We start from the raw sequence: 21,274 nt of genomic DNA, 5'->3' as shown, positions 1-21,274 counted from the left end.
CCGTACCGGCTCGTGCCGATGGTGTGGCGGCCCCAGCGGGGCCCGGAGTCGAGGAGGCGGAGGAGCAGGTGCACGAGCGCCATAGTCGGCCCGCGGCGGGCTGGTCGGGGGCCGAGGGCGGGGTGTTCTCCGGCGGGAGAGGTGTGCTCATCGCGCGAGTATCGCAGAGCGGTGGCGGCGTCCTGCGCCTATGAGACGTGCCGTCTCATCGGCACTCTCCTCCCGGCCGCGAGATGCCACTTCGGTACGCCCGCTACGGCGTGTCGCGTACCGAAGTGGCATCTCGCGGCGGGCGGGAGGCGCGCCTCAGCGCAGCGACTCGAGCACGGCCTCCAGCTCGTCGACGGCGAAGTCGATCTCGGCGGCGGTGACCACCAGCGGCGGCGCCAGGCGGATCGTCGAGCCGTGCGTGTCCTTGGCCAGCACTCCGCGGGCCATCAGGGCCTCGCAGACGGCGCGGCCCGAGGCGAGCTGCGGGTCGATGTCGATGCCGGCCCAGAGACCGGCGCCGCGGACGGCGAGCACTCCCCGGCCGATCAGCGACTGGAGGCGCGCGTGCAGCTGAGCGCCGCGCTCGCGGGCGAGGGCCTGGTACTCGCCCGTCGCGAGCATCTCGACGACCGCGAGGCCGACGGCGGCGGCGAGCGGGTTGCCGCCGAAGGTCGAGCCGTGCTGGCCCGGCTGCAGGACGCCGAGCACGTCGGCGTCCGCGACCACGGCCGAGACCGGGACGATGCCGCCGCCGAGCGCCTTGCCGAGCAGGTAGACGTCGGGGACGACTCCGACCAGGTCGCAGGCGAAGGTGGCGCCGGTGCGGCCGAGGCCGGACTGGATCTCGTCGGCGATGAAGAGGACGTTGCGGCGCGCGGTGATCTCGCGGACGGCCGGCAGGTAGTCGGCCGGCGGCACGACGATGCCCGCCTCGCCCTGGATCGGCTCGATCAGCACGGCGACGGTGTCGTCGTCGATCGCGGCCTCGAGGGCTGCGGCGTCGCCGAACGGGACCGTGCGGAATCCGGGCGTGAACGGAGCGAAGCCGTCGCGCGCCTCCGCGTCGTCGCTGAACGAGATGATCGTGGTGGTGCGGCCGTGGAAGTTGCCCGCCGCGACGACGATGTTCGCCCTGCCCGGGGCGACGCCCTTGACCCGGTAGCCCCAGGCGCGCGCGACCTTGATGCCCGACTCGACCGCCTCCGCGCCCGTGTTCATCGGCAGGACCATGTCCTTGCCGGCGAGCGCGGCGAGCGCCGTGACGAACGGGCCGAGGCGGTCGTTGTGGAACGCGCGGCTGGTGAGGGTGACGCGGCCGAGCTGCTCGCGGGCCGCCTCCAGCAGCACCGGGTGCGAGTGGCCGAAGTTCACGGCGGAGTAGGCGGCGAGGCAGTCGAGGTAGCGGACGCCCTCGACGTCGGTGATCCAGGCGCCCTCGCCGGTGGCCGCGACGACGGGCAGCGGGTGGTAGTTGTGGGCGGCGTGCTCCTCCTCCGCGGCGATGAGCGCGGCGGAGCGGGCGGTGGTGGTGTCGGTGATGCTCATGTCGTTCCTCCTGAGGGGACGATCGACCGTCCAGGAGTCGTCGCACTCGGCGTCGAGTGCGACGACTCGTGGACAGTGGAGGGTGGGCAGGCGCTTCAGGTCGCCGGCCGGTGGGAGTGGGTCAGCGGCGCAGCTCGAGCGTGCAGCACTTCACGCCGCCGCCGCCGAGCAGCAGCTCGGACAGGTCGACGCCGATCGGGTTGTAGCCGCGCTCGCGCAGCTGGCGCTCGAAGCCCGTCGCGCGGGACGCGATCACGACGTTGAGGCCGTCGGAGAAGGAGTTCAGTCCGAGCACGGACGCGTCCTCCTCCGAGACGAGGATCGCGTCGGGGTAGAGCTCGCGGAGGGTGCGGTTGCCCTCCTCGCTGAACGCGCTCGGGAGGTAGGCGATGGTCGTGTCGTCGAGCACGGCGATCGCGGTGTCGAGGTGGTAGAACGACGGGTTCACGAGCTCGAGCGTGACGACCTCGCGGCCGAAGACGCGGGCGACCTCGGCGTGCGAGTCGGAGGCGGAGCGGAAGCCGGTGCCGGCGAGGATGCGCTCGCCGACGAGGAGGAAGTCGCCCTCGCCCTCGTTGACCTCCTCGGGGACGCGGACGTCGAAGCCGGCCGAGCGGAACCAGTCCATGTACGCGGGGCCCTCGGGCTGGCGCTCGGGGTAGGTGAAGGAGGCGCCGTAGGCGATGCCGTCGATCACGAATCCGCCGTTGGCCGCGTAGACCATGTCCGGCAGACCGGCCTCGGGCTCGATCAGCTCGATCGTGAAGCCGAGCGCCACGTAGGTGTCGTAGAGGGTCTGCCACTGCCGGACGGCGAGGGAGGTGTCGGTGGGGACCTGCGGGTCCATCCACGGATTGATGCGGTAGACGACGGTGAAGTGCTCGGGACGGCACATCAGGATCGTCTTCGCGACGGGGGTTCGGGCGGGTGCCTCAGCGAGCACGGCGGTATCGGTCATTCGAGTCCTCCTGCGAAAGGATGCGGATGAGCGGACCGGGTCCAGTGGCTCCGTGGCCCGCGCGTGACGCAGCGGGATGGAGCACGCTCGCGCCCAGTCTTGCACGCGCCGATCGTGCGATTCTCGCCGTGGCGCGCACGGAACGCGCGTGCATAGCGGGTCTCGCGCACAGGAGTGCCGCGGTCGTCATGGCGAGCGGCGGAGCCCGATGATCCCGAGCTACACACCACGCCTTTCTTCGACAAAGCCTCTCCGATCCTCTGGTCACCGCACCGATGACAATCCCGGACTTCGTGAGATTCTGCCCAGAATGGGGGACTTAGCGAGCCGGAGAAGCACATGGGACGATCCCCCCGGCTCGACAGTCGTCGGACTTCTCTCTCCGACGGATCCGGATGCCCTCCCCCATGCGAACGAAGACCCTCAGCGTCTCCCTTCTCCTCGCCCTGCTCCTCTCCTTCTTCGTCGCGACCCCGGCCCAGGCCGCGGGATCGCCTGCGGCGCCGACGAACGTCGTCGCGGTGCAGAACGGGTGCACGGACGCCGTCACGATCTCCTGGAATGCCCCGCAGCAAGCAGTCGCGGGCTATCGCATCCATTTGTACGAGAAGTACTACTTCTATCCGGGGTATTACTTCTACCAAATGTTCACCACCGCCCTCACCGAGGTCAGAGGGGCTACATCGGCGACGATCTCCATCCCGCACTCCACCGATCCCGTGGGCGTCGAGGTCGTCAGCGTCACCGACTTCTCCGCGCCGTTCGCCGGCGGCTCCGAGGGCGCTCCATTGGAGCCCTCGGACTTCCAGAGCCCTGTCGCAGCGGCAGACGTCCACCGTCAATCCGGAGCGCCCGGACCGTCGGACCTCACTGTCACCGTCGACCCCACGACAACTCTTGCCACCGCGAGCTGGGACGCGCCCTCGCTCGATGGACGGCAGTGCGGGTTTGACGAGTACCACGCAACCACCGACTTCGTCTTCGGGCCGAGCGGCGACCCAGAGGGATACCCCGGATACGATGCGGTCTACGCCGCAGATTCCACTTCTCAGACTCTTTCTCTGGACCGACCCGGGGTCTACCAGTTCTGCATCTGGTCCGCATCGGCGAGCGACGGATTCAAGAACCGTCGCACTTTCACCGACTCTCTCAAGACGTGCGCCGGATTCAGTACGGACTTCTCCATGCCGTCGGCACCGGAACAGGTCCATGCCGAATCCTCGGGCAGTTCCATCACCGTGTCGTGGAGCGAGCCGTCCAACGGCGGCGGCAGTCCCGTCACCGGCTACCGAGTGGCCCGCGACGGCACCGATGCCTCAGGCAGCGGCCCCTGGTCGACCGTCGTCTCCGCGGATCGCCGCTCGCAGACTTTCACGAACCTCCGACCGAACACCTCGTACACCTTCACCGTGAGGGCGATCAACGAGATCGGTGCCGGCGAGACCGCGTCGGTCACGCGCACTGCCGACCCCTACGCCGCCCCCTCAATTCCCACGCGCGTCGCCGGCACCACGAACGACACCGTGCGATCCGCGACGATCTCGTGGTCGCCTCCGGCCTCCCCCGGGAACCCGGCGATCACCGGCTACCGGGTCTCGCGCAACGGCGTCGACAACGCCGGCGCCGGTCCGTGGTCGACGACGGTCGCCGCCACGTCCCGGTCCTTCACCTTCACAGCCCTCGCGGCCGGCGCCACCTACACGCTGAGCGTCACCGCGATCAACGCCGGAGGCGAGAGCGGGGCGGCATCGACCGTCGTGCGCATCGGCGGCACCGCTCTCACCGCCGCCACCCCGACGATCACCGGCACCGCCGCGGTCGGCTCGACGCTCACGGCGAGCGCCGGCACCTGGGGCCCCTCCCCTGTCGCCCTCGCCTACCAGTGGCGCGCGAACGGCACCGCGATCAGCGGGGCGACCGGCACCACGTACCGTCCGGTCGCGGGCGACGCGGGCAGGGTGATCACCGTCGCCGTCACGGGCTCGAAGTCGGGCTACGTCTCGACGACACGCGTCTCCTCCGGGACCGCTGCCGTGACCGGCGGCGCGATCACCGCTGCGACGCCGACCATCAGCGGCACGGCGAAGGTCGGCTCGACCCTCACCGCGAAGCCCGGCACCTGGGGCCCCTCCCCCGTCGCCCTCGCCTACCAGTGGAAGGCGAACGGCACCGCTCTGAGCGGGGCGACGTCTGCGACGTACACGCCGACCAGCGCCACTCTCGGCAAGACGATCACCGTGACGGTCACAGGGTCGAAGTCCGGATTCACCGCCGTGACGAAGACCTCCGCGAAGACGAGCGCCGTGGTGGCGGGCACCCTCTCCGCCGCGACCCCGACGATCACCGGCACCGCGAAGGTCGGCTCCACCCTGACCGCCAAGCCGGGCACCTGGGGTCCCTCGCCGGTGGCCCTCACCTACCAGTGGAAGGCGAACGGCACCGCGATCTCCGGGGCGACCTCCGCCACCTACAAGCCGACCAGCGCCGCGGTGGGGAAGAAGATCACGGTGACCGTCACCGGCAAGAAGGCCGACTACACGACGGCGACGCGCACCTCCGCCGCCACCGCAGCGGTCGTCAAGTAGGGGATCCGACCCGGGTCGCCGAGGGAGCCTGCTCGCGCGGACTCCTCCGGCGGCCCCGGGAATCCACCACCATCGTCCCCCGGACGGGGGCCCATCCCGCCGACACCCGCCCTCGCCCTGAGGCGGGCGGCGGCTAGCATTCAGACACCGTGTCCGCCGCGGCCTCCCGCGGATCCTGCCGAAAGGCCCGCCGTGCCCGCACGCTCCCTCGCCGCGATCGGCGTCTCCGCTCTCCTGCTGGCCGGCCTCGCCGCCGGTCCGGCCGTCGCCGCCCCCGATCTCCCGGGCGCGAGCGCCGCGCAGGAGGCGGCCGCCGAGGTCGTCCTCTCCGGCACCATCGCGCTCCGCGACGCCGATGAGGAGCACCCCGCCCCCGCGAACCCGTCCTTCTACGTCCAGGTCCAGAACGCCGAGGGCGACGTGGTCGCCGAGGCGGACACGGGCGCCGACTTCTCCCTCCCCGTTCCCGGCGGCGAGCCCCTCACCGTCCGCGCGAACCTGATCGGCAGCGACGACTGGTACCCGACCTGGTTCGGCGACACCCCGATCGCCGAGGCCGCGAGGACGACCCGGGGGACCGACGAGTCCGTCGCCATCTCCCTCCTGCGCACCGCCGAGCTGTCCGGATCGATCACCGCCGACGCGGTCCCGGGCGTCTCCTCCCCCTCCTTCGACGTGCAGGCCTGGTGGGTCGACGGAGGGACGTACACGCTCCTCGACTCCGTCCCCGTCACCGGAGCCCCCGGCGCCGCCCGCGCGTGGGACACGAGCGACCTCGCCCTGCCCGCCGGCGACTACCTCCTGCGCCTCGTGGAGCCGGGGTACCCCGCCTACGACGACCAGTACTTCTCGCGCCTGGCCCGCCTCGACGAGCGCGCGGTCGTGTCCGTGCCGCCGGGCGGCCGCAGCGGGATCGACTTCTTCCCGTCGGCCTACTCCTCCGACGTCGCCCGCATCGCCGGGACCGACCGGTACGCGACCGCCGTCGCGGTGACCGCCTCCGGATTCGCCGACGGCGCCCCCGTCGTCTACCTCGCCAGCGGCGCGAACTGGCCGGACGCGCTCAGCGCCGGCCCCGCCGCCGCGAAGCAGGGCGGCGCCCTCCTGCTCACCGACCCGACCGTCCTGCCCGCCGTCGTGGCGGCCGAGCTGCGCCGCCTCGCCCCGCAGCGGATCGTCGTCGTCGGCAGCGCCCTCTCCGTGAGCGACTCGGTGTTCCAGCAGGTGGCGGCCCTCGGGATCCCGACCGAGCGCATCGAGGGCGTCGACCGCTACGACACCTCGCGCCGGATCGTCGAGGACGCCTTCCCCGACGGCAGCTACGAGAACGTCTTCGCCGCGACCGGCACCAACTTCCCGGACGCCCTCTCGGTCGCGCCGATCGCCGGCCGCCGCGCCGAGCCCGTCCTCCTCGTCGACGGCGCCCGCTCGCGCCTCGACCAGCCGACCCGCGACACCCTCGCCGGACTCGACCCCTCCACCGTGCAGCTGCTCGGCGGCGCACCGTCGATCTCGACCGCCGTCGAGGCCGACCTGCGCGCCGCGAAGATCGCCGACACCGTGTCGCGCATCGCCGGGACCGACCGCCACGACACCAGCCGACGCCTCAACGACGTCTTCCCGCCGTCCGAGCTGGGCGACACCGTCTACCTCGCCACGGCCACCGGCTTCGCCGACGCGCTGGCCGTCGGCCCGGTCGCCGCGAAGCAGGGCGCCCCGCTCTACCTCAGCGAGCCGACCTGCCTGCCGCGCAGCACCCGTGTGAAGATGCAGGGCCACGACCTCGATCAGGTGCTGCTCCTCGGCAGCCCTCTGACCCTGTCGGCGCAGGTGCGCTCGCTGTCCGCCTGCTGAGACCCGAGACGCACCGCAGCCCTGGAGATCCATGAGCGCCACCGCCGACCGTCCCCTCCTCGTCGGCATCGAGACCGGGGGCACGAAGGTCGTCGCGGCGGTCGCCGACGCCGCTGATCCCGAGCGGATCCTCGCGACGACGACCCTGCCGACCCGCGGGCCCGCCGAGACTCTCGCCGATCTGGCCGGCTTCGTCAGCGGCCACGGAGTCGACGGCACCGTCGCCGCGGTCGGCGTCGCCTCCTTCGGCCCGCTCGACATCGACCCCGGCTCGCCGACCTACGGACACCTCACCTCCACGCCGAAGCTCGGCTGGGAAGGCACCGACGTCCTCGGCCCGATCGGCGCGGCCGCACCGGGCGCGCGGCTCGCGCTGGTCACCGACGTCAACGGAGCCGCCCTGGGCGAGGCCCGCTGGGGCGCCGGAACCGGAGTCGACGACTTCGTCTACCTGACCGTCGGCACCGGAGTCGGCGGCGGCGTGATCGCGGGCGGACGGCTCCTCGCCGGCAGCGGCTGGCCCGAGGTCGCGCACCTGCTGCCCCGCCGCCACCCCGAGGACGGCTTCGCCGGCACCTGCCCGTTCCACGGCGACTGCCTCGAGGGCCTGGTCGCCGGTCCCGCGATCTCGGCGCGCTGGGGCGTCGACGGCTCCCGCCTCGGCCCGGAGGAGGCGGCCGCGAACCTCCGCTTCAGCTCCTACTACCTCGCACAGCTCGTCACGACGCTCGCCTACGTCGCGGGCGTGCGGCTCGCGGTCGTCGGCGGAGGCGTGTCGAAGACGCCGGGCCTCGTCCCCGCGGTCGAGGCCGAGGTCGAGCGGCTGATGGGCGCGCCTGGAGCGACGGGGACGGGCGGCGGACGGATCCGCATCGTGCGCCCCGCCCTCGGCGACGAGTCCGGAGTGCGCGGTGCGATCTCGCTGGCGGAGTCCCTGCTCGGCTGAGCCCTACCCTCGTTCCATGAGCGAGCGACCCGTCGACCCCTCCGCCCCCGACTCCGGCCGCGACGAGACGGTGGAGGAGAGATCCGACCGCAACTGGAACGAGATCCTGCAGGAGCTGCGGGTCGTGCAGACCGGCACGCAGATCCTGGGCGGCTTCCTCCTGACGCTGTGCTTCCAGCAGCGGTTCGCCGACCTCGCGCCGCCGGACGTGGCGCTCTACCTCGTGCTCGTCCTGCTCGCCGCGTGCGTCACGATCCTGGCGCTGGCGCCGGTCATCGCCCACCGGCTGCTGTTCCAGCGGCGGAGGAAGGCCGAGCTGGTGCGGTTCGGCAACCGGGTGGTCACGGTGTGCCTCGCGGCGGGGTCGCTGCTGTTCGTCGGAGTCGTGGGCTTCGTGTTCGACGTCGTGCTGGGCGGGCCGGCAGGGCTGTGGGCGGGCGGAGGCGTGCTGCTGCTGCTCGCGGTGGTCTGGGCGACCGCGCCGGTCCTCCTGCGGAGGCGCTGACGGCGGCGGAGTCTGCCCGCCCCTCCCCCGCGAGTCAACGGGGTACCCGGGTCCGCGCCGCTCTTCCTACCGTGGGCCGCGAGGCGCGCACCGCGCCGACGCGAGAGGAGCACCATGACCGACCGGACCGGGCAGTCGCAGGAGAACCCGCAGAACCACGACCACGTCGACGACGCGGGCGTCGACAAGCCCTCGCAGGCCGAGGGCGACGACACCGAGGGATCGGCCGGCTGATCGCCCCCTCGATCCCCGCCCTCCCCGCGATCGACAGCAGTGCAGCCGTCCTCGCCGACGGCTACCTCTTCGGGACGCGGCGCTTCGACGACGTGGGCGCGGACGCGTTCCGCACCCGGATCCTCGGACGGCCCGTGATCGTGGCGCGCGGCATCGAGGCGGCGCGATTCTTCTACGAGGGCGGGCGCTTCGACCGCGAGGGCGCGCTGCCCGGCTCGGTGCTGCACCTCCTGCAGGACGAGGGCAGCGTGCAGACCCTCGAGGACGAGCCGCACCGGCGGCGGAAGCGGATGTTCCTCGACCTGGTGGAGACGCCCGAGCAGCGGTCGAGGCTGGTCTCCGCCTTCGCGCGGGAGTGGCAGGCGGCCGCCGCCCGGCTGACCGGCGAGCGGGTCCGCCTCCAGGACGTCGCCGCGGAGGTCCTGGGCCGCGCGGTCCTGTCGTGGGCCGGCATCGAGGCCGACGAGGAGGAGGTGCTGCGGCGCACGGACGAGCTCCGGGCGATGATCGACAACGCCGGGCGCTTCGGCCCGCCCAACTGGTCCGCGCGACTCCGCCGCCGCTCGACCGAGCGGTGGGCGCGGGGCCTGATCGAGGCGAGCCGGACGGCCGGGCCCTCCCCGACCCCCCTGCACCGGATCGCGCACGAGAAGGAGGACGGCGGCCTCCTGCCCGTCGAGGTCGCCGCGGTGGAGCTGATCAACCTGCTGCGGCCCACGGTCGCGGTGGGCGGCTTCGTGGTGCTGGCGGCGCTGGCGCTGCACGGGCATCCGGAGTGGCGGGAGCGGCTCGCCGACCAGGAGGAGCGCGTCGCGTTCGCGAACGAGGTGCGGCGCTTCTCCCCGTTCTTCCCGATGGTCGGAGGACGGGCCCGACGGGAGCTGGACTTCCGCGGCGAGACCCTCCCCGTGGGGCAGTGGATGCTGCTCGACCTCTACGCGACGGACCACGGCTCGCACTGGGAGGCTCCGGGACGCTTCGATCCGGAGCGGTTCCGGTCGCCGGTCGACCGCGACGGCTTCAACGCGCAGGGCGGCGGGCACTACGGAGGCGACCACCGGTGCCCGGGCGAGCCGGCGACCGTCGACCTGCTGTCCGCGGCGCTGGAGCTCCTGGTCGCGGGACACCCGTACGACGTCGAGGACGGGCAGGATCTGCGCGTGAGCCTGCAGAGCTTCCCGACCGGGCCGGAGGACGGCTTCGTGGTGAGGTTCCGCTAGGAGCGGGGCGGCCTCGGCGAGCGGTCTCCGCGGCGGGCGACGCCTGCGGCGGGGCGGGCGACGTCCGCGGCGGGGCGGTCCTCCTCCACAGGCCGCGGTTCTCCGCCTTCTCCCCCGATCCGTTCGGGCGCGTCCCGCCGGAGCGGCCCGACGAGCACGCTCGGGGGATGCAGCAGCCGAATCAGTCCTCCGGAGCGTCGAGCTCCTCGAGCGCCCGCAGCGCCTCGCGGGCGCGCTCGAGCCGATCGGCCTCGGGCTCGTCCCACCAGGCCGGTCCGCGCTCGCCCAGCCCGTGCTTGGCGAGCCCGACCCTCCTGCGCGCCAGCGCCTCCGCTTCCGCGTCCTCGTGCAGCCGGGCGGAGCGCACCCCCGAGCGCCCTCGCCCGAGGTGCGAAGTCAGGCCGGCGACCACGTCCTCCGGCAGCGAGGGATCGGTGCGCCGCCACCGGCGGCCCTTCACCACGAGCCAGCGCTCGTCGTCCTCGTCGCTCACTCCGTCACCGCCGCCTCGGGTTGAGCCGGTCGCCGGTGCTCGTGAGGTCCACCTGCTCCGGCAGCAGGAGCGCCTCGATCCGTCCGGTGGCGGAGAGCCGCAGCAGGTCGTCGACGAGGGCGCGCGAGCCGCCGATCAGCGTCGAGTCGAAATCGACCTCGCTCGCGAGGTACCAGGCCCGGTCCTCCGGCCAGAGCGCGAGCGGAGTCTGCACGACGAGCCCGGAGGCGTCGGCGAAGCCCGCCGCGCGCGCCCACGCGGTGTCCTCGAGCACCCTGACGTCGAGCGAGAGCAGAGGCCCCTCCCGCCCCGGCAGCTCGACCGTCGCCGCGGCGGCGGTCTCGGGGTGCTCCCAGCCGGTCGGCCGGGTGTCGCTCATCCACTCGGGCAGCTCCTCCGAGGCGTCCGAGCGGGAGATCAGGATCCGCGACCCGCCGCTCAGCACGCCGAACCCCTCCCAGAACACGGCGAGGCAGTCGTCGGGGGTGCTCGTGTGCTCCGCGAGCACGGCGGCGACGGCCGCGAGCTCGTCGAGCGGGAGCACTCCGAGGCGGGGCTCCGGGTACTCGTCGGGATGCTCGCCGGTGAGCGAGTACCACTGCGCGAGCGGATGCAGGAGCGTCCCCTCCCGCTCGGCGACCTCGCGCCAGCGCCGGGGCGGGTCGTCGGAGGGGTGCAGGATCCGCACGGCCGCCTCGAACAGCGGAGGGACGATCCCCTCGAAGCGCCCGAACGCGCCGAGAGCGCGCAGCATCGGCTCCGCCCGCCCAGCGTCCCGCTCGGCGCGCAGGGGCGCGTCCTGGGGTGTCGGCTCGACCATCGGCCCAGGCTAGCGCTGGACGGTCGCTCCGCTCAGGGCGGAGAGGGCCCGCTGCGGCCCCGTCTCGCGGGCGAGGCCCTCGGCGAGCGCCGTCAGCCGTTCCCGGGCGGGAGCGTCGAGTGCGAGCATCCGCCGCGCAGCCTCCGCGAGCTCTCCCGCGGATGCGGCGTTGGGGTCGAGCACGGCGGCGAACCCGGCGTCCTCGAGCGCGGCCGCCCCCGCGAACTGGTCCGTCGAGAACGGCAGGACGACGAGCGGCACGCCCGCGGTCATCGCCTCCGTGACGCTGTTGTTGCCGCCGTGGCTGACCGCCAGCGCGGCCCGGCGCAGGAGTGCGACCTGCGGCAGGAAGCCGCGGACCAGCCAGCCCTCGGGGACCTCGCCCAGGGCCGAGCGCTCGGTCGCGCCGGAGGCGAGAGCCACCCGGACGGGCCTGCCCCCGGTCTCGACGCCGGCCAGGGCCTCGACGACCCGGGCCAGCACGTCGTCGCGCACCGAGAGGAAGCTGCCGAAGCTCACGTAGACGACCGGATCCTCGGACGCGGCGAGCCACTCCTCGACCTCCGCGTCGTCAGGCTCCTCGCGGACGGCGGAGCCGAGGAACGCGTGCGGCGGCAGCTGCGCGGTGCGGGCCGAGTCGTGGAGCTCGCCCGGGTAGTTGAGCAGCAGGACGTCGCCGCTCTCGGCGAAGGCGTCGGCGCTGGGCGCCGCTCCGGGGTCGAGGGTGGCGAGGGCGGCGTTCCACTCGGCGGTGAAGGAGTCGCGCACCTGCTCGCAGAGGGCGCGGAGCGCATCGAGGTCGTCCGGCTCCGGTGCGAAGGCGTCCGGCCAGACCGGAGGGAAGCCGTAGACCTCGCCGGGCACCGTGAGCGCGCTGGGGTGGCCGAGCACGACGTCGCCGTAGGGCACGCGCAGTGCCTTCAGCGCCACGCGCGCGGTGAAGGCGAGGTGGTCGACCACGATCGCGTCGGGCTGCACCTCGTCGAGGATCACGCGCAGGCGCGCGGCGACGCCGGCCGGATCCCAGAGCAGGTCGGTGAGCCGCTCCCGCGCCTGGTAGGCGAGGGTGGGGACCATCCCGCGCCGGGTGGCGTCGAAGAAGCCGCGGAGGGACGCGCCCTCGTCGGGCGCCTGCTCCTCCGCGCGGATCGTGCCCGGGTTGGAGCCGCGCCCCAGCCGGAGCGCGATGTGCTCGAAGCCGAAGCCGTCCACGATGGAGCGCGTCGCGTCGCCGGTCGCCACGACGACGCGCTCGCCCGCCTCCTGCCACGCCGTGCCGAGGGTGGCCAGCGGGAGCAGGTGCGACGCGTAGTCGGGACTGATGATCAGCAGGGTCACGAGGCCCCCAGCGCGAGCGGCGAGCGGAGGGGACGCTCCTGGTCCGCGGTCGCCTGCGCGTAGACGCCCGAGAGGGCGTGCGCCATGGCCTGCACCGTGTAGCGCTCGGCGACCATCGCGCGCCCGCGGGCCGCGGCGTGCTCGCCGAGAGGGCCTCCTGCGAGATCGAGTGCGGCGGCGGCACCGGCGGCGAGCGCTGCGGGGTCGGCGGTGTCGACCAGGAAGCCGGTCTCCCCCTCCTCGACGTAGGTCGCGGGCCCGCCGGTCGCCGGAGCGACGACGACCAGTCCCGCGGAGAGCGCCTCGAGGAGGGCGATGCCGAACTCCTCCTTGACGCTCGCGCAGACGTACGCGCCTCCCGGAGCCGAGAGCCCCGGTCGGCCGTGCCGGATCGCGCCGAGCCAGCGGGCCACGGTCCCGTTCGGGCGGTGGCCGGCCAGGAGCAGACCGTCGGACGCGACGGCGCGGATGCGGTCGAGCTGCTCGCGCTCGTCGGGGCTCGGGTCGGCGAGGTCTCCGCCGACCAGGAGCAGGTTGGCGCGCTCCCGGAGCGAGGGGTCGGACGCCCAGGCCTCGGCGAGCGCCGCCATCCCCTTCACCCGGTGCAGGCGGCCCACGCTGAGCAGCAGCGGGAGGCCGCGGCGGTGCTCGGGCAGCTCCTCCAGCAGGAGGTCGAGCGAGGCCAGGTCGCCGCCCTCGTCCAGCGCGACCGGCTCACCGGCGGCGGAGGCGCGCGCGGCCGCCTCGCCGCGCTCGACGAGGCCGACGTCGATCCCCTCCGGGACGATCGTGTGCCGCTCCGGGTGCGCGGTGATGTCGACGCCGATCAGCTCGCGGATGGTCGCGGCCAGCTCCTCCCGCGGGAAGAGGACGGTGTGCGCGGCGTCGGCGGCCAGCCGCTGCACCAGTCGCACGCGGAACCAGAAGTGCTCGGCGGCGTCGCGCTCGCCGAAGTCCGCGCGGGTGAGGGCGCCGGAGGCGTCCAGGCCCGCGATCAGGGCGTGCGGGTCCGGAGCGAGGGTGAACACGACAGGGATCTCGAGCTCCCGGGCGACCGCGGCCGCCGCGAGGGATCCGACGTCCGCCATCCGCAGGTGCAGCACGTCGACCCGGCCGGCCTTGCGCAGGATCCGGCGGATGCCGCGCTCGGCGGCGATGCGTCGGCTCCAGGCCTGGGGCATGGCGACGGGGGGCCCCACGAACGGGACCGGAGCGAAGCCGTGGCCGGAGCCGGGCAGCTCGCCGAGCGCGCGCTCGGCCTCGGCCGGAGTCCCGCGCGACAGCGTGAGCACCCGGTCGATCCCCTCCTGCTCGACGAGCGAGTCGCCCAGGCGCACCAGCAGGGTCGCGATCCCGCCGTTGTCTCCGGCTCCCACCCGGGTCAGAGTCCCGTCGATGTCGGCGTGGACGAAGAGCTGCGCGACCGTCGGACCGGCCTCCACGGCCGGTCCGGGGGCGAGGTCGCCCAGGGCGAGCCGGGCGAGGGGCCCGATCGGCGCCGCCTCCTCGGCCAGGCCGGTGAGCAGGAGCTCGGCGTCGTCGGAGCCGCGCTCGCCGAGCGCGTCCGTCGCGGCGGCCCGCGCCTCCACCCCCTCCGCGCGATCGGCGGCCACGTGCAGGAGGGTGCGCTCGGCGATCGCGCCGGGCACGAGGCCCAGGGTCTCGACGAGCCGTGCCCGAGCCGCCGCCTCGCGCTCGCCGAGCAGTGCGCCCTCGAGCGCGACGGCGACGAGGTCGGGGGTCGAGGAGGCCCAGAGCAGGACGGTGCGCTGCGCGAGCATGCCGGAGAACGCGCCGTCGCGGACCAGGCGCAGCAGCGGCCCGAGCGCGGCCGGGCGGGGCAGGCGCCCGCCGAAGGCCCAGGCGGCGTGCTCGCGGAGGTACGGGCGCTCGTCCTCGAGCAGCATGAGCAGCGCGAGGTCGGCCTCCTCGTCGAAGACCTGCGCGAGCGAGTGCACGGCCGCGATCGCGGTGAGCTGGTCCGAGGGGTCCAGGGCTGCTCGGGTGAGCAGCCGTACCGCGCGGCCGCCGCCGTCGCTGACCGCGGCGACCGTCAGCTCGTCGGCCATCCGGACGGCCTCGAGCAGAGTGGGAGCGGCGCGCACGGCGTCGAGAGCGGTCTGCGTGGCCATGGTTCACCTGGTCTGTCGGAGTGGAGAGTGCGGCGGAGCGCGACTCCCGACCGCTGGAGCGGCCCAGGAGGAGCGGACCGGTACCGAGCATGCCGCGCGGGCGGCTGGGATTTCGCCACTTGCGCCGGATCTCCTCCCACGGTACGGCCTCCTGTCAAGGGGGTGATGGCCGCAGTTCGTTTGCGCAACGCGCGAGGATCCTCAGCCGCGGGTCCACTCCAGGAGCCGCTCGACCGGCCAGGTGGTCACGATCCGCTCCTCCGGGACGCCGAGCCGCTCCGCCCGCTCCGCTCCGTAGTCGAGCAGGCCGAGCTGGCCCGGGGCGTGCGCATCGCTGTCGATCGAGAACAGGCAGCCCGCCTCCATCGCGAGCGCGATCAGCTCGTCAGGCGGGTCCTCGCGCTCGGGGCGGGCGTTGATCTCGACGGCGGTGGAGTGGTCGGCGCACGCCCGGAAGACGGCCCGCGCGTCGAAGGTCGACGGCGGGCGGGTGCCGCGCTCGCCCGACACCAGCCGCCCGGTGACGTGGCCGAGGACGTCGGTCCGCGGATCCGACGCTGCTGCGACCAGCCGGGCCGTCATCTCACGGGAGGGCAGCCGCAGCTTCGAGTGGGCGCTCGCGACGACCACGTCGAGACGGTCCAGCAGCTCGTCCGTCTGGTCGAGCGCGCCGTCCTCGAGGACGTCCACCTCGATCCCGCTGAGCAGCCGCAGGGTCCCGGTGTCGAGGCCCGCGAGATGGGTCAGCTGCTCCTCCAGCCGCTCCGCGCTGAGACCGTGGGCGACTCGGAGCCGCGGCGAGTGGTCGGTGAGCGCCAGGTACTCGTGGCCGAGCGCGCGGGCGGCGTCCGCCATCGCGAGGACGGGCGTCGCCCCGTCGGACCACTCGCTGTGGCTGTGGAGGTCGCCGCGCAGCCGTCCCCGCAGAGCACTCGCGGGCGGAGGAGCAGAGCCGCGCAGCTCCGCGAGATAGTCGGGCACCCGGCCCGATCGCGCCTGCTCGATCACGGTGAAGGTCGTGTCGCCGATCCCGGAGGCCCGTCGCACGAGGGCGAGGTCGTCCCGCTCAGCGGGCGCCATCCCCTCCAGCACCGCGGCCGCGCGGCGGAACGCCTTCGCCCGGTAGCGCGAGGCCCGCTCCCGCTCGAGCAGTGCTGCGATCTCCTCGAGTGCCGCGATCGGGTCCATGCGCCCGGTCTACCACGGAGCCCGCCGCGCCCTCACCCCCTCGACAGCGGCGCCGGCCCGCCACGGCGCCGCCCCTTGTCCCGGCCGCTCGACGCTGGGAACCGGCCGAACCCCATTGCCGAGTGGCGTGATCGAGATATATCGTGACTGTCGTCCACTCGCGATGTATCGCGTTTCAGAAGGCACCCCGGTGCAGGAGGAGGAGCTCATGTCCCTCGAGAAATGGCTCGTACAGGCGGGCGAGACGAAGGTCATCGACCTCGACGTCGTCCGCTCGGTCAAGGTCGCCCTCGTCGGCGGCCAGATCGACGTCATCGCCCACGACGAGCCGACGGCCCGCGTGGAGGTCCACAGCGTCGACGGCCGCCCGCTCAAGGTCTCGATGGACGGCGACCGCCTCGAGATCGACCACGTCCAGCTCCGCTGGGACACCATCGTCGACGTCGTGAAGGGCCTCGGCCGCCGCGGCGACCGCGCCGACATCAGCCTCCTCGTCCCCCGCGGCGTCGACCTGAAGTTCGACACCGTCTCGGCCGACGGCCTGGTCTCGGGCCTCCACAGCGACGCCCGCGTCTCGACGGTCGGCGGCGACATCGTCGTCGACGGCCTGCACGGCGACATCGAGGTGAACACCGTCCACGGCGAGCTCTCGGTCCGCAGCCACACCGGCCGCGTCACCGCGCGCACCGTGTCCGGCGACGTCACCGCGACCGGCGACCTCACCCGCTTCACCGTCGACGGCGTCTCGGGCAGCGTCTTCGTCGACGCCGAGGGCACCCCCGACCGGATCCAGGCCAACACCGTCAGCGGCGACCTCACGATCCGCGTCGACGAGGGCCTCGGCGCCCGCTACCGCATCAACACCGTCTCGGGCACGCTCCAGCTCGACGGCACCGTCGTCAAGGGCACCTTCGGCCGGGGCTTCACCTCGACCACGGGCTCGCTCGACTCGAAGTGGGTCGACGTCGCCGCCAACTCCGTCTCGGGAGACGTGGTCGTCGTCCGCCGGTCCGTCGCCGCCGCCTCCGCCTCAGTGGGCGAGGGCTGGGGCTTCCCCGGCTCCGGCCCCGCCGACGGCCCGCGCCCGATGGACGGGAGCTCGCTGTGAGCCCCGTCTTCGCGCACGGCCGCCTGCGCCTCTACCTGCTCAACCTCCTCGCCGAGTCACCGCGCCACGGCTACGAGCTCATCCAGGCGCTCAGCGAGCGCTTCGGCGGCACCTACGCGCCCAGCGCCGGCACGGTCTACCCGCGCCTCGCGAAGCTCGAGGAGGAGGGACTCGTGACCAAGGAGGCCGACGGCCGCAAGACCGTCTACTCCATCACCGACGCCGGCCGGGCCGAGCTCGCGAACCGCGCGACCGACCTGGGCGACATCGAGGAGGAGCTCACCGACTCCGTCCGCCGCCTGGCCGACGAGGTGCGCCTCGGCGTCGCGGAGGCGATGAAGAGCCTCCGCGCCGACCTCGCCAGCGCCGCCCGCGACTCGCGCGAGCCCGGACGCCGTCCGGAGCACTCCGCGGAGGAGCCGCGTCCGCAGGACACGCCCGGCACCCCGACCGAGCGGCCCGAGCAGACCGAGCGGACCGCACCGGCAGCCCCGGCCGCGACCGACGCGCGCACCGCCTCGCGGATCGCCCTGCGCGACGCCGAGGTGCTGCTCACCGAGTTCCGCGACGAGCTGCGCGCGGAGCTGCGCACCGCCGCCTCCTCGGGATCCGTGACGACCGGGAGCGTCGACGCCCTGCGCGCCGCGCTCGACGAGGCCCGCGCCTCGGTCCGCTCCACGCTGGGCTGAGCCCGGACACCGCACCGCCGAGAGGGCGGGGAACCCACCCGGGGTCCCCGCCCTCTCGGCGCTACTGCCGCCCGACCGCCAGCGCCTCCTCCTCCACGTCGAGGAACGCCAGAGCGCTCACCACCGCCGGCTCCTGGTACCGCCCCTCGGCACGGGCGCGGAGCACCGCCTCCCGCTCGGCCGCGATCATCACGCGCCGGAGCCGGTTGTAGGCCTGCGGGAGCGGCTCCACACCCTCGCCCTCGGGCGGGTTCTCGAGGGCGTCGGCGAGGAAGGTGGCGTTGCGTCGCAGCCGGTCGAGCACGCGGTCCTCCACGCCGTCCTGCGGCTCCTCGTCGAGCCGGGCGAGCCCCGCCGCCTGCGCCTCCGCGAGCAGCATCTGCTTCTCGACGTGCTCCTGCATCTCGTTCGGGGCAGGCAGCTTCAGGGCGCGGACGAGCCGCGGGAGCGCGAGCCCCTCGACGAGCGTCCCCGCCACCACGATGAAGGCGAGGAACTGCAGGAACGCGCGCTGCGGCGTCTCCGCGGGCAGGAGGAACGCGGCGGCGAGGGTGACCACGCCGCGGATACCGGCGAACGACACTCCGATCGCGGTCGGCCAGGTCCACCCGCGCTGCTGCAGCCGGCGCGGGCCGTGCCGGAACAGCAGCGTCGTCATGCACATCCAGGCCACGCGGCTCCCGACCAGCGCCGCGAGCACGGCGGCGCCGATGCCGACCGTCTGCCAGACCCCGATGCCCGAGTCGGCCGTCGCCTCCACCACCGACGACAGGCTCAGCCCGATGAAGAGGAAGACCGCGTTCTCGAGCAGGAACTGGATCGTCCGCCAGTTGAGCGACTCCGCGATCCGCGCCTGCGCCGACTGGATGACGGGCGCCCGATAGCCCAGGTAGAGGCCCGCGACCACGACCGCCAGCACCCCGGAGCCGTGCAGCAGCTGCGCCGGGATGAACGCGACGTAGGGCGTCACCAGCGAGAGGCTCGTGTCCAGGACGGACGACTGCACCTGCTTGCGCACGAACCCGAGCAGCACGGCGATGCCGATCCCGACTCCGCCGCCCACCGCCACGGCCAGCACGAAGTCGAGCGCGATGCGCCCGGGCGTGACCGTGCTGACGATCGCGAGGAGGGAGGCGTTCAGCGCCACCAGGGCGGTCGCGTCGTTGAGGAGGCTCTCGCCCTCGAGCACCGTGAGCATCCGCCGCGGCAGGCGGAGCCGCCCCGCGATCGCGGTGACCGCCACCGCGTCCGTCGGCGCGACGATCGCGCCGAACGCGAGGGCCGCGGCGACCGTGATCGCCGGGACGACCATCCAGGCCACCGCGCCGACCACCGCGACCGTGAACACGACCAGCCCCACCGACAGCAGGAGGATGCTGTCGCCGCGGGCCCGGACGTCGAGGACGGAGGTGCGGATCGCCGCCGCGTAGAGCAGCGGCGGGAGGATCCCGAACAGCACCACGTCCGGCTCGACCACCACCTCCGGGATCCCGGGGACGAAGGAGGCGAGGGCCCCGACAGCGACGAGCGCCACGGGAGCGGACCAGTTCACCCGCCCCGACAGCCCGGTGACCAGGACGGTCACCACCACGAACGAGACGATCCAGACGATCGCGACGACGGGCTCCTCCATCGCGTCACTCCTCCCGGGCGTCCGCGCGCCACGGCCCCATTGTGGCCGCTCGGAGATCAGCCCGGACAGCCGCCGGGAGGGTGCGGCTAGCGGCCGGCCTCGTGGATGTCGCGCGCCTTGGTGACCTTCGCCGGATCCACCGGGTTCATGCCGAGCACGATCTTGCCGCGCGAGTGGCGCTTCTCGAGGTCGTCGAAGGCGTCCTGCACCTGGTCGAAGGGGTAGAAGCCCGAGACGAGCACCCGCAGCTTCTGGTCGGCGACGAGGCCGACCAGCTCGCCGAGGATCTCGGTGTCGCGCTGGGCGGTCTCGGCGTCGGGCCAGACGGCGCGGAGCTCGATCTCCTTGCGGTCGTCGCTGGAGTGGAAGCGGCCCGCCGCGATGCCGAGCTCGTCGGCGAGGGCGTCGTTCTCCCCGCCGAAGTTGTCGAGGAACACCGTGACCCCGCCGGGCGCCGCGGCCCGGATGCGGTCGGCGATCCCGTCGCCGTAGACGACCGGCTTCACGCCGATCTGGCGGAGGTAGTCGAAGTTCCGCTCGCCGCAGGTGCCGATCACGGTCGCGCCGCGGAGCTTCGCCAGCTGGATCTCGAGGCTGCCCACCCCTCCGGCCGCCGCGGAGACGAGGACGGTGTCGTCGGGTCCGACGCGGGTGGCCTCGAGCGCGCGCCACGCGGTCACTCCGGCGAGGAACAGCGCGCCGCCGACCTCCCAGCTCACGGAGGCGGGCTTGGCGACGAGGTTGCGGCGCGGCACCACGACGTGGGTCGCGTGCGAGCCGACGAGCGCGTGGCCGACCACGTCGCTGCGGAGCTTGATGTCGGTGACGCCCTCGCCGAGAGCGACGACGACTCCCGAGAAGTCGGTGCCCTGGCGGATCGGGAAGGCGGCGGAGTGGTCGGAGTCGAACTGGCCCTGCCGGATGAACGCCTCCATGTGGTTCACCCCGGCGGAGAGCACCTCGACCAGCACCTCGCCCGCTCCGGGCTTCGGCCGCTCGACCTCGACGATCTCGAGGACGTCCGCGTCGCCGAAACGGCTGTACTGGACGACGCGGGCGGCGGTGGGGCTCAGACGGGGCATGCGCTCATCATCCGCCCCCGCCGCCCGAAGCCCTTGACCCCCGAACGGGGGCGTGCGACTCAGGAGGGGTCGCTCGGGCAGTACAGCTGGGTGCGCGGACCGGAGCGGTCGATGACATGCTCGGACATCGGCCGGCCGCAGAGCGGGCAGGCCTGCCCCGCAGGCGCCTCCTGCTCGGGCTGGTCGTAGGGGCCGAGCGGCGGCGGGCCGATCCAGGGGAACAGCCGCGCGTTGAAGCGCTGGTAGAGGGAGCCGGTCTTCTTCCGCGTCATACCCTTAGTGTACTAACCATCAGGGCACGATGAGAGGATGACGCCGTGGAAACCGATCCGCTCGCCCTCCAGAACCAGGTCTGCTTCTCCCTCGCCGTCGCGGCGCGCACCGTCATCGGGCTGTACCGCCCCGTGCTCGAGCCGCTCGGGCTCACCCACCCGCAGTACCTCGTGATGCTCGCGCTCTGGGAGCGCAGCCCCCGCTCGCTCGCCGACCTCGGCTCCGCCCTCCGCCTCGAGCCCGCGACGCTCAGCCCGCTCGTGAAGCGCCTGGAGGCGAGCGGCCACGTCACGCGGGCCCGGAGCAGCGAGGACGAGCGCCGTCTCGACGTCGCACTGACCCCCTCCGGGGCGGCCCTCCGCGAGCAGGCCCTGCAGGTGCCGCCGCAGATCGTGGAGCGGCTCGACGTCCCCCTCGAGGAGCTCACCGCGCTCCGCGACAGCCTCACCGGCCTGATCGGAGCCGCGACCCGCGACGGCCGCTGACCCCCCGCTCGGGGCTCCGCCCGCGTGCACGCCGGCCGCCGCTGCCCGCCGCACCGGGAAACTCCCGGTCACAGCGCGAGATCAGCCTCCGCTCGGCCCGCTCCCGGCCGTCTTGACTGCCCCCTCGTACGGAGTAGTGTCATCGCTCGTGACACACGAGGGCCCCCCGTCCGCCGCGGACGGATCACCGGCCGA

The 21,274-nt window shown here is 73.7% G+C and carries 18 protein-coding genes; 8 read left to right on the top strand and 10 right to left on the bottom strand.

The features are described from left to right. Positions 1 to 306 precede the first annotated feature (306 nt). Positions 307 to 1,536, bottom strand: coding sequence for an ornithine--oxo-acid transaminase (gene rocD / locus C5C24_RS10075; RefSeq protein WP_104304866.1), 1,230 nt, complete (start codon positions 1,534 to 1,536; stop codon positions 307 to 309). A gap of 121 nt (positions 1,537 to 1,657) precedes the next feature. After that, on the bottom strand, positions 1,658 to 2,494 hold the full coding sequence (gene ddaH, locus C5C24_RS10070; protein ID WP_104304865.1) for a dimethylargininase: 837 nt from the start codon (positions 2,492 to 2,494) through the stop codon (positions 1,658 to 1,660). Between the two features lie 407 nt (positions 2,495 to 2,901). On the opposite strand from ddaH, the gene C5C24_RS10065 reads away from it, so the two are divergent. The 5 genes from C5C24_RS10065 to C5C24_RS10045 all read left to right on the top strand — a co-directional run bounded on the left by C5C24_RS10065 (position 2,902) and on the right by C5C24_RS10045 (position 9,838). Continuing rightward, a complete protein-coding gene (locus C5C24_RS10065) occupies positions 2,902 to 5,079 on the top strand; it encodes a fibronectin type III domain-containing protein (RefSeq protein WP_181135513.1) in 2,178 nt (725 codons plus the stop codon). Positions 5,080 to 5,271: 192 nt separating this feature from the next. Further along, positions 5,272 to 6,933: a cell wall-binding repeat-containing protein gene (locus C5C24_RS18570; RefSeq protein WP_104304863.1), complete on the top strand. Its 1,662-nt coding sequence runs from the start codon at positions 5,272 to 5,274 to the stop codon at positions 6,931 to 6,933. A gap of 31 nt (positions 6,934 to 6,964) precedes the next feature. Continuing rightward, positions 6,965 to 7,879, top strand: coding sequence for an ROK family protein (locus C5C24_RS10055; protein WP_104277033.1), 915 nt, complete (start codon positions 6,965 to 6,967; stop codon positions 7,877 to 7,879). 16 nt (positions 7,880 to 7,895) lie between these two features. Then, entirely contained in the window at positions 7,896 to 8,384 is a 489-nt protein-coding gene (locus tag C5C24_RS10050; protein WP_104256068.1) for a DUF6328 family protein, read from the top strand. Positions 8,385 to 8,710: 326 nt separating this feature from the next. Further along, positions 8,711 to 9,838: a cytochrome P450 gene (locus C5C24_RS10045; protein ID WP_104277034.1), complete on the top strand. Its 1,128-nt coding sequence runs from the start codon at positions 8,711 to 8,713 to the stop codon at positions 9,836 to 9,838. 181 nt (positions 9,839 to 10,019) lie between these two features. On the opposite strand, the gene C5C24_RS10040 is transcribed toward C5C24_RS10045, so the two are convergent. The 5 genes from C5C24_RS10040 to C5C24_RS10020 form a co-directional block, all read right to left on the bottom strand. Next, positions 10,020 to 10,331, bottom strand: a complete 312-nt coding sequence (locus C5C24_RS10040) for a biopolymer transporter Tol (protein ID WP_104223799.1) — start codon at positions 10,329 to 10,331, stop codon at positions 10,020 to 10,022. A 4-nt stretch (positions 10,332 to 10,335) separates the two neighbouring features. Then, entirely contained in the window at positions 10,336 to 11,151 is an 816-nt protein-coding gene (locus tag C5C24_RS10035) for a hypothetical protein (protein ID WP_104277035.1), read from the bottom strand. Between the two features lie 9 nt (positions 11,152 to 11,160). After that, complete coding sequence (locus C5C24_RS10030) at positions 11,161 to 12,489, bottom strand: glycosyltransferase (RefSeq protein WP_104277036.1); 1,329 nt, start codon at positions 12,487 to 12,489, stop codon at positions 11,161 to 11,163. Continuing rightward, positions 12,486 to 14,621, bottom strand: coding sequence for a glycosyltransferase (locus C5C24_RS10025; RefSeq protein WP_104304862.1), 2,136 nt, complete (start codon positions 14,619 to 14,621; stop codon positions 12,486 to 12,488). Before C5C24_RS10025 ends, C5C24_RS10030 begins: the two co-directional genes overlap by 4 nt. A 201-nt stretch (positions 14,622 to 14,822) precedes the next feature. Continuing rightward, entirely contained in the window at positions 14,823 to 15,809 is a 987-nt protein-coding gene (locus C5C24_RS10020) for a PHP domain-containing protein (protein WP_104277038.1), read from the bottom strand. A gap of 208 nt (positions 15,810 to 16,017) precedes the next feature. On the opposite strand from C5C24_RS10020, the gene C5C24_RS10015 reads away from it, so the two are divergent. Next, the gene (locus C5C24_RS10015; RefSeq protein WP_258065147.1) at positions 16,018 to 16,917 is read left to right on the top strand and encodes a hypothetical protein; all 900 of its coding nucleotides are present in this window, start codon (positions 16,018 to 16,020) and stop codon (positions 16,915 to 16,917) included. Continuing rightward, positions 16,914 to 17,606 carry a PadR family transcriptional regulator gene (locus tag C5C24_RS10010; RefSeq protein WP_104277039.1) on the top strand — a complete coding sequence of 231 codons (693 nt, stop codon included), beginning with the start codon at positions 16,914 to 16,916 and terminating at the stop codon, positions 17,604 to 17,606. The genes C5C24_RS10015 and C5C24_RS10010 overlap by 4 nt, the downstream gene beginning before the upstream one ends. 61 nt (positions 17,607 to 17,667) lie before the next feature. On the opposite strand, the gene C5C24_RS10005 is transcribed toward C5C24_RS10010, so the two are convergent. The 3 genes from C5C24_RS10005 to C5C24_RS09995 all read right to left on the bottom strand — a co-directional run bounded on the left by C5C24_RS10005 (position 17,668) and on the right by C5C24_RS09995 (position 20,593). Next, complete coding sequence (locus C5C24_RS10005) at positions 17,668 to 19,239, bottom strand: sodium:proton antiporter (RefSeq protein ID WP_104277040.1); 1,572 nt, start codon at positions 19,237 to 19,239, stop codon at positions 17,668 to 17,670. 86 nt (positions 19,240 to 19,325) lie between these two features. Continuing rightward, positions 19,326 to 20,321 (bottom strand): NADP-dependent oxidoreductase, encoded by a 996-nt coding sequence (locus C5C24_RS10000; protein WP_104277041.1) that lies wholly within the window; start codon positions 20,319 to 20,321, stop codon positions 19,326 to 19,328. A gap of 59 nt (positions 20,322 to 20,380) precedes the next feature. Beyond that, on the bottom strand, positions 20,381 to 20,593 hold the full coding sequence (locus tag C5C24_RS09995; protein ID WP_104223750.1) for a hypothetical protein: 213 nt from the start codon (positions 20,591 to 20,593) through the stop codon (positions 20,381 to 20,383). A 45-nt stretch (positions 20,594 to 20,638) separates the two neighbouring features. On the opposite strand from C5C24_RS09995, the gene C5C24_RS09990 reads away from it, so the two are divergent. Then, positions 20,639 to 21,079 carry a MarR family winged helix-turn-helix transcriptional regulator gene (locus C5C24_RS09990; protein ID WP_104277042.1) on the top strand — a complete coding sequence of 147 codons (441 nt, stop codon included), beginning with the start codon at positions 20,639 to 20,641 and terminating at the stop codon, positions 21,077 to 21,079. Positions 21,080 to 21,274 lie beyond the last annotated feature (195 nt).

It is taken from the genome of Rathayibacter sp. AY2B3 (assembly GCF_002931755.1).
Lineage (GTDB): Bacteria > Actinomycetota > Actinomycetes > Actinomycetales > Microbacteriaceae > Rathayibacter.
Note: the sequence above shows the minus strand (reverse complement) of the source record. Positions and strands in the feature narration are given on the sequence as shown.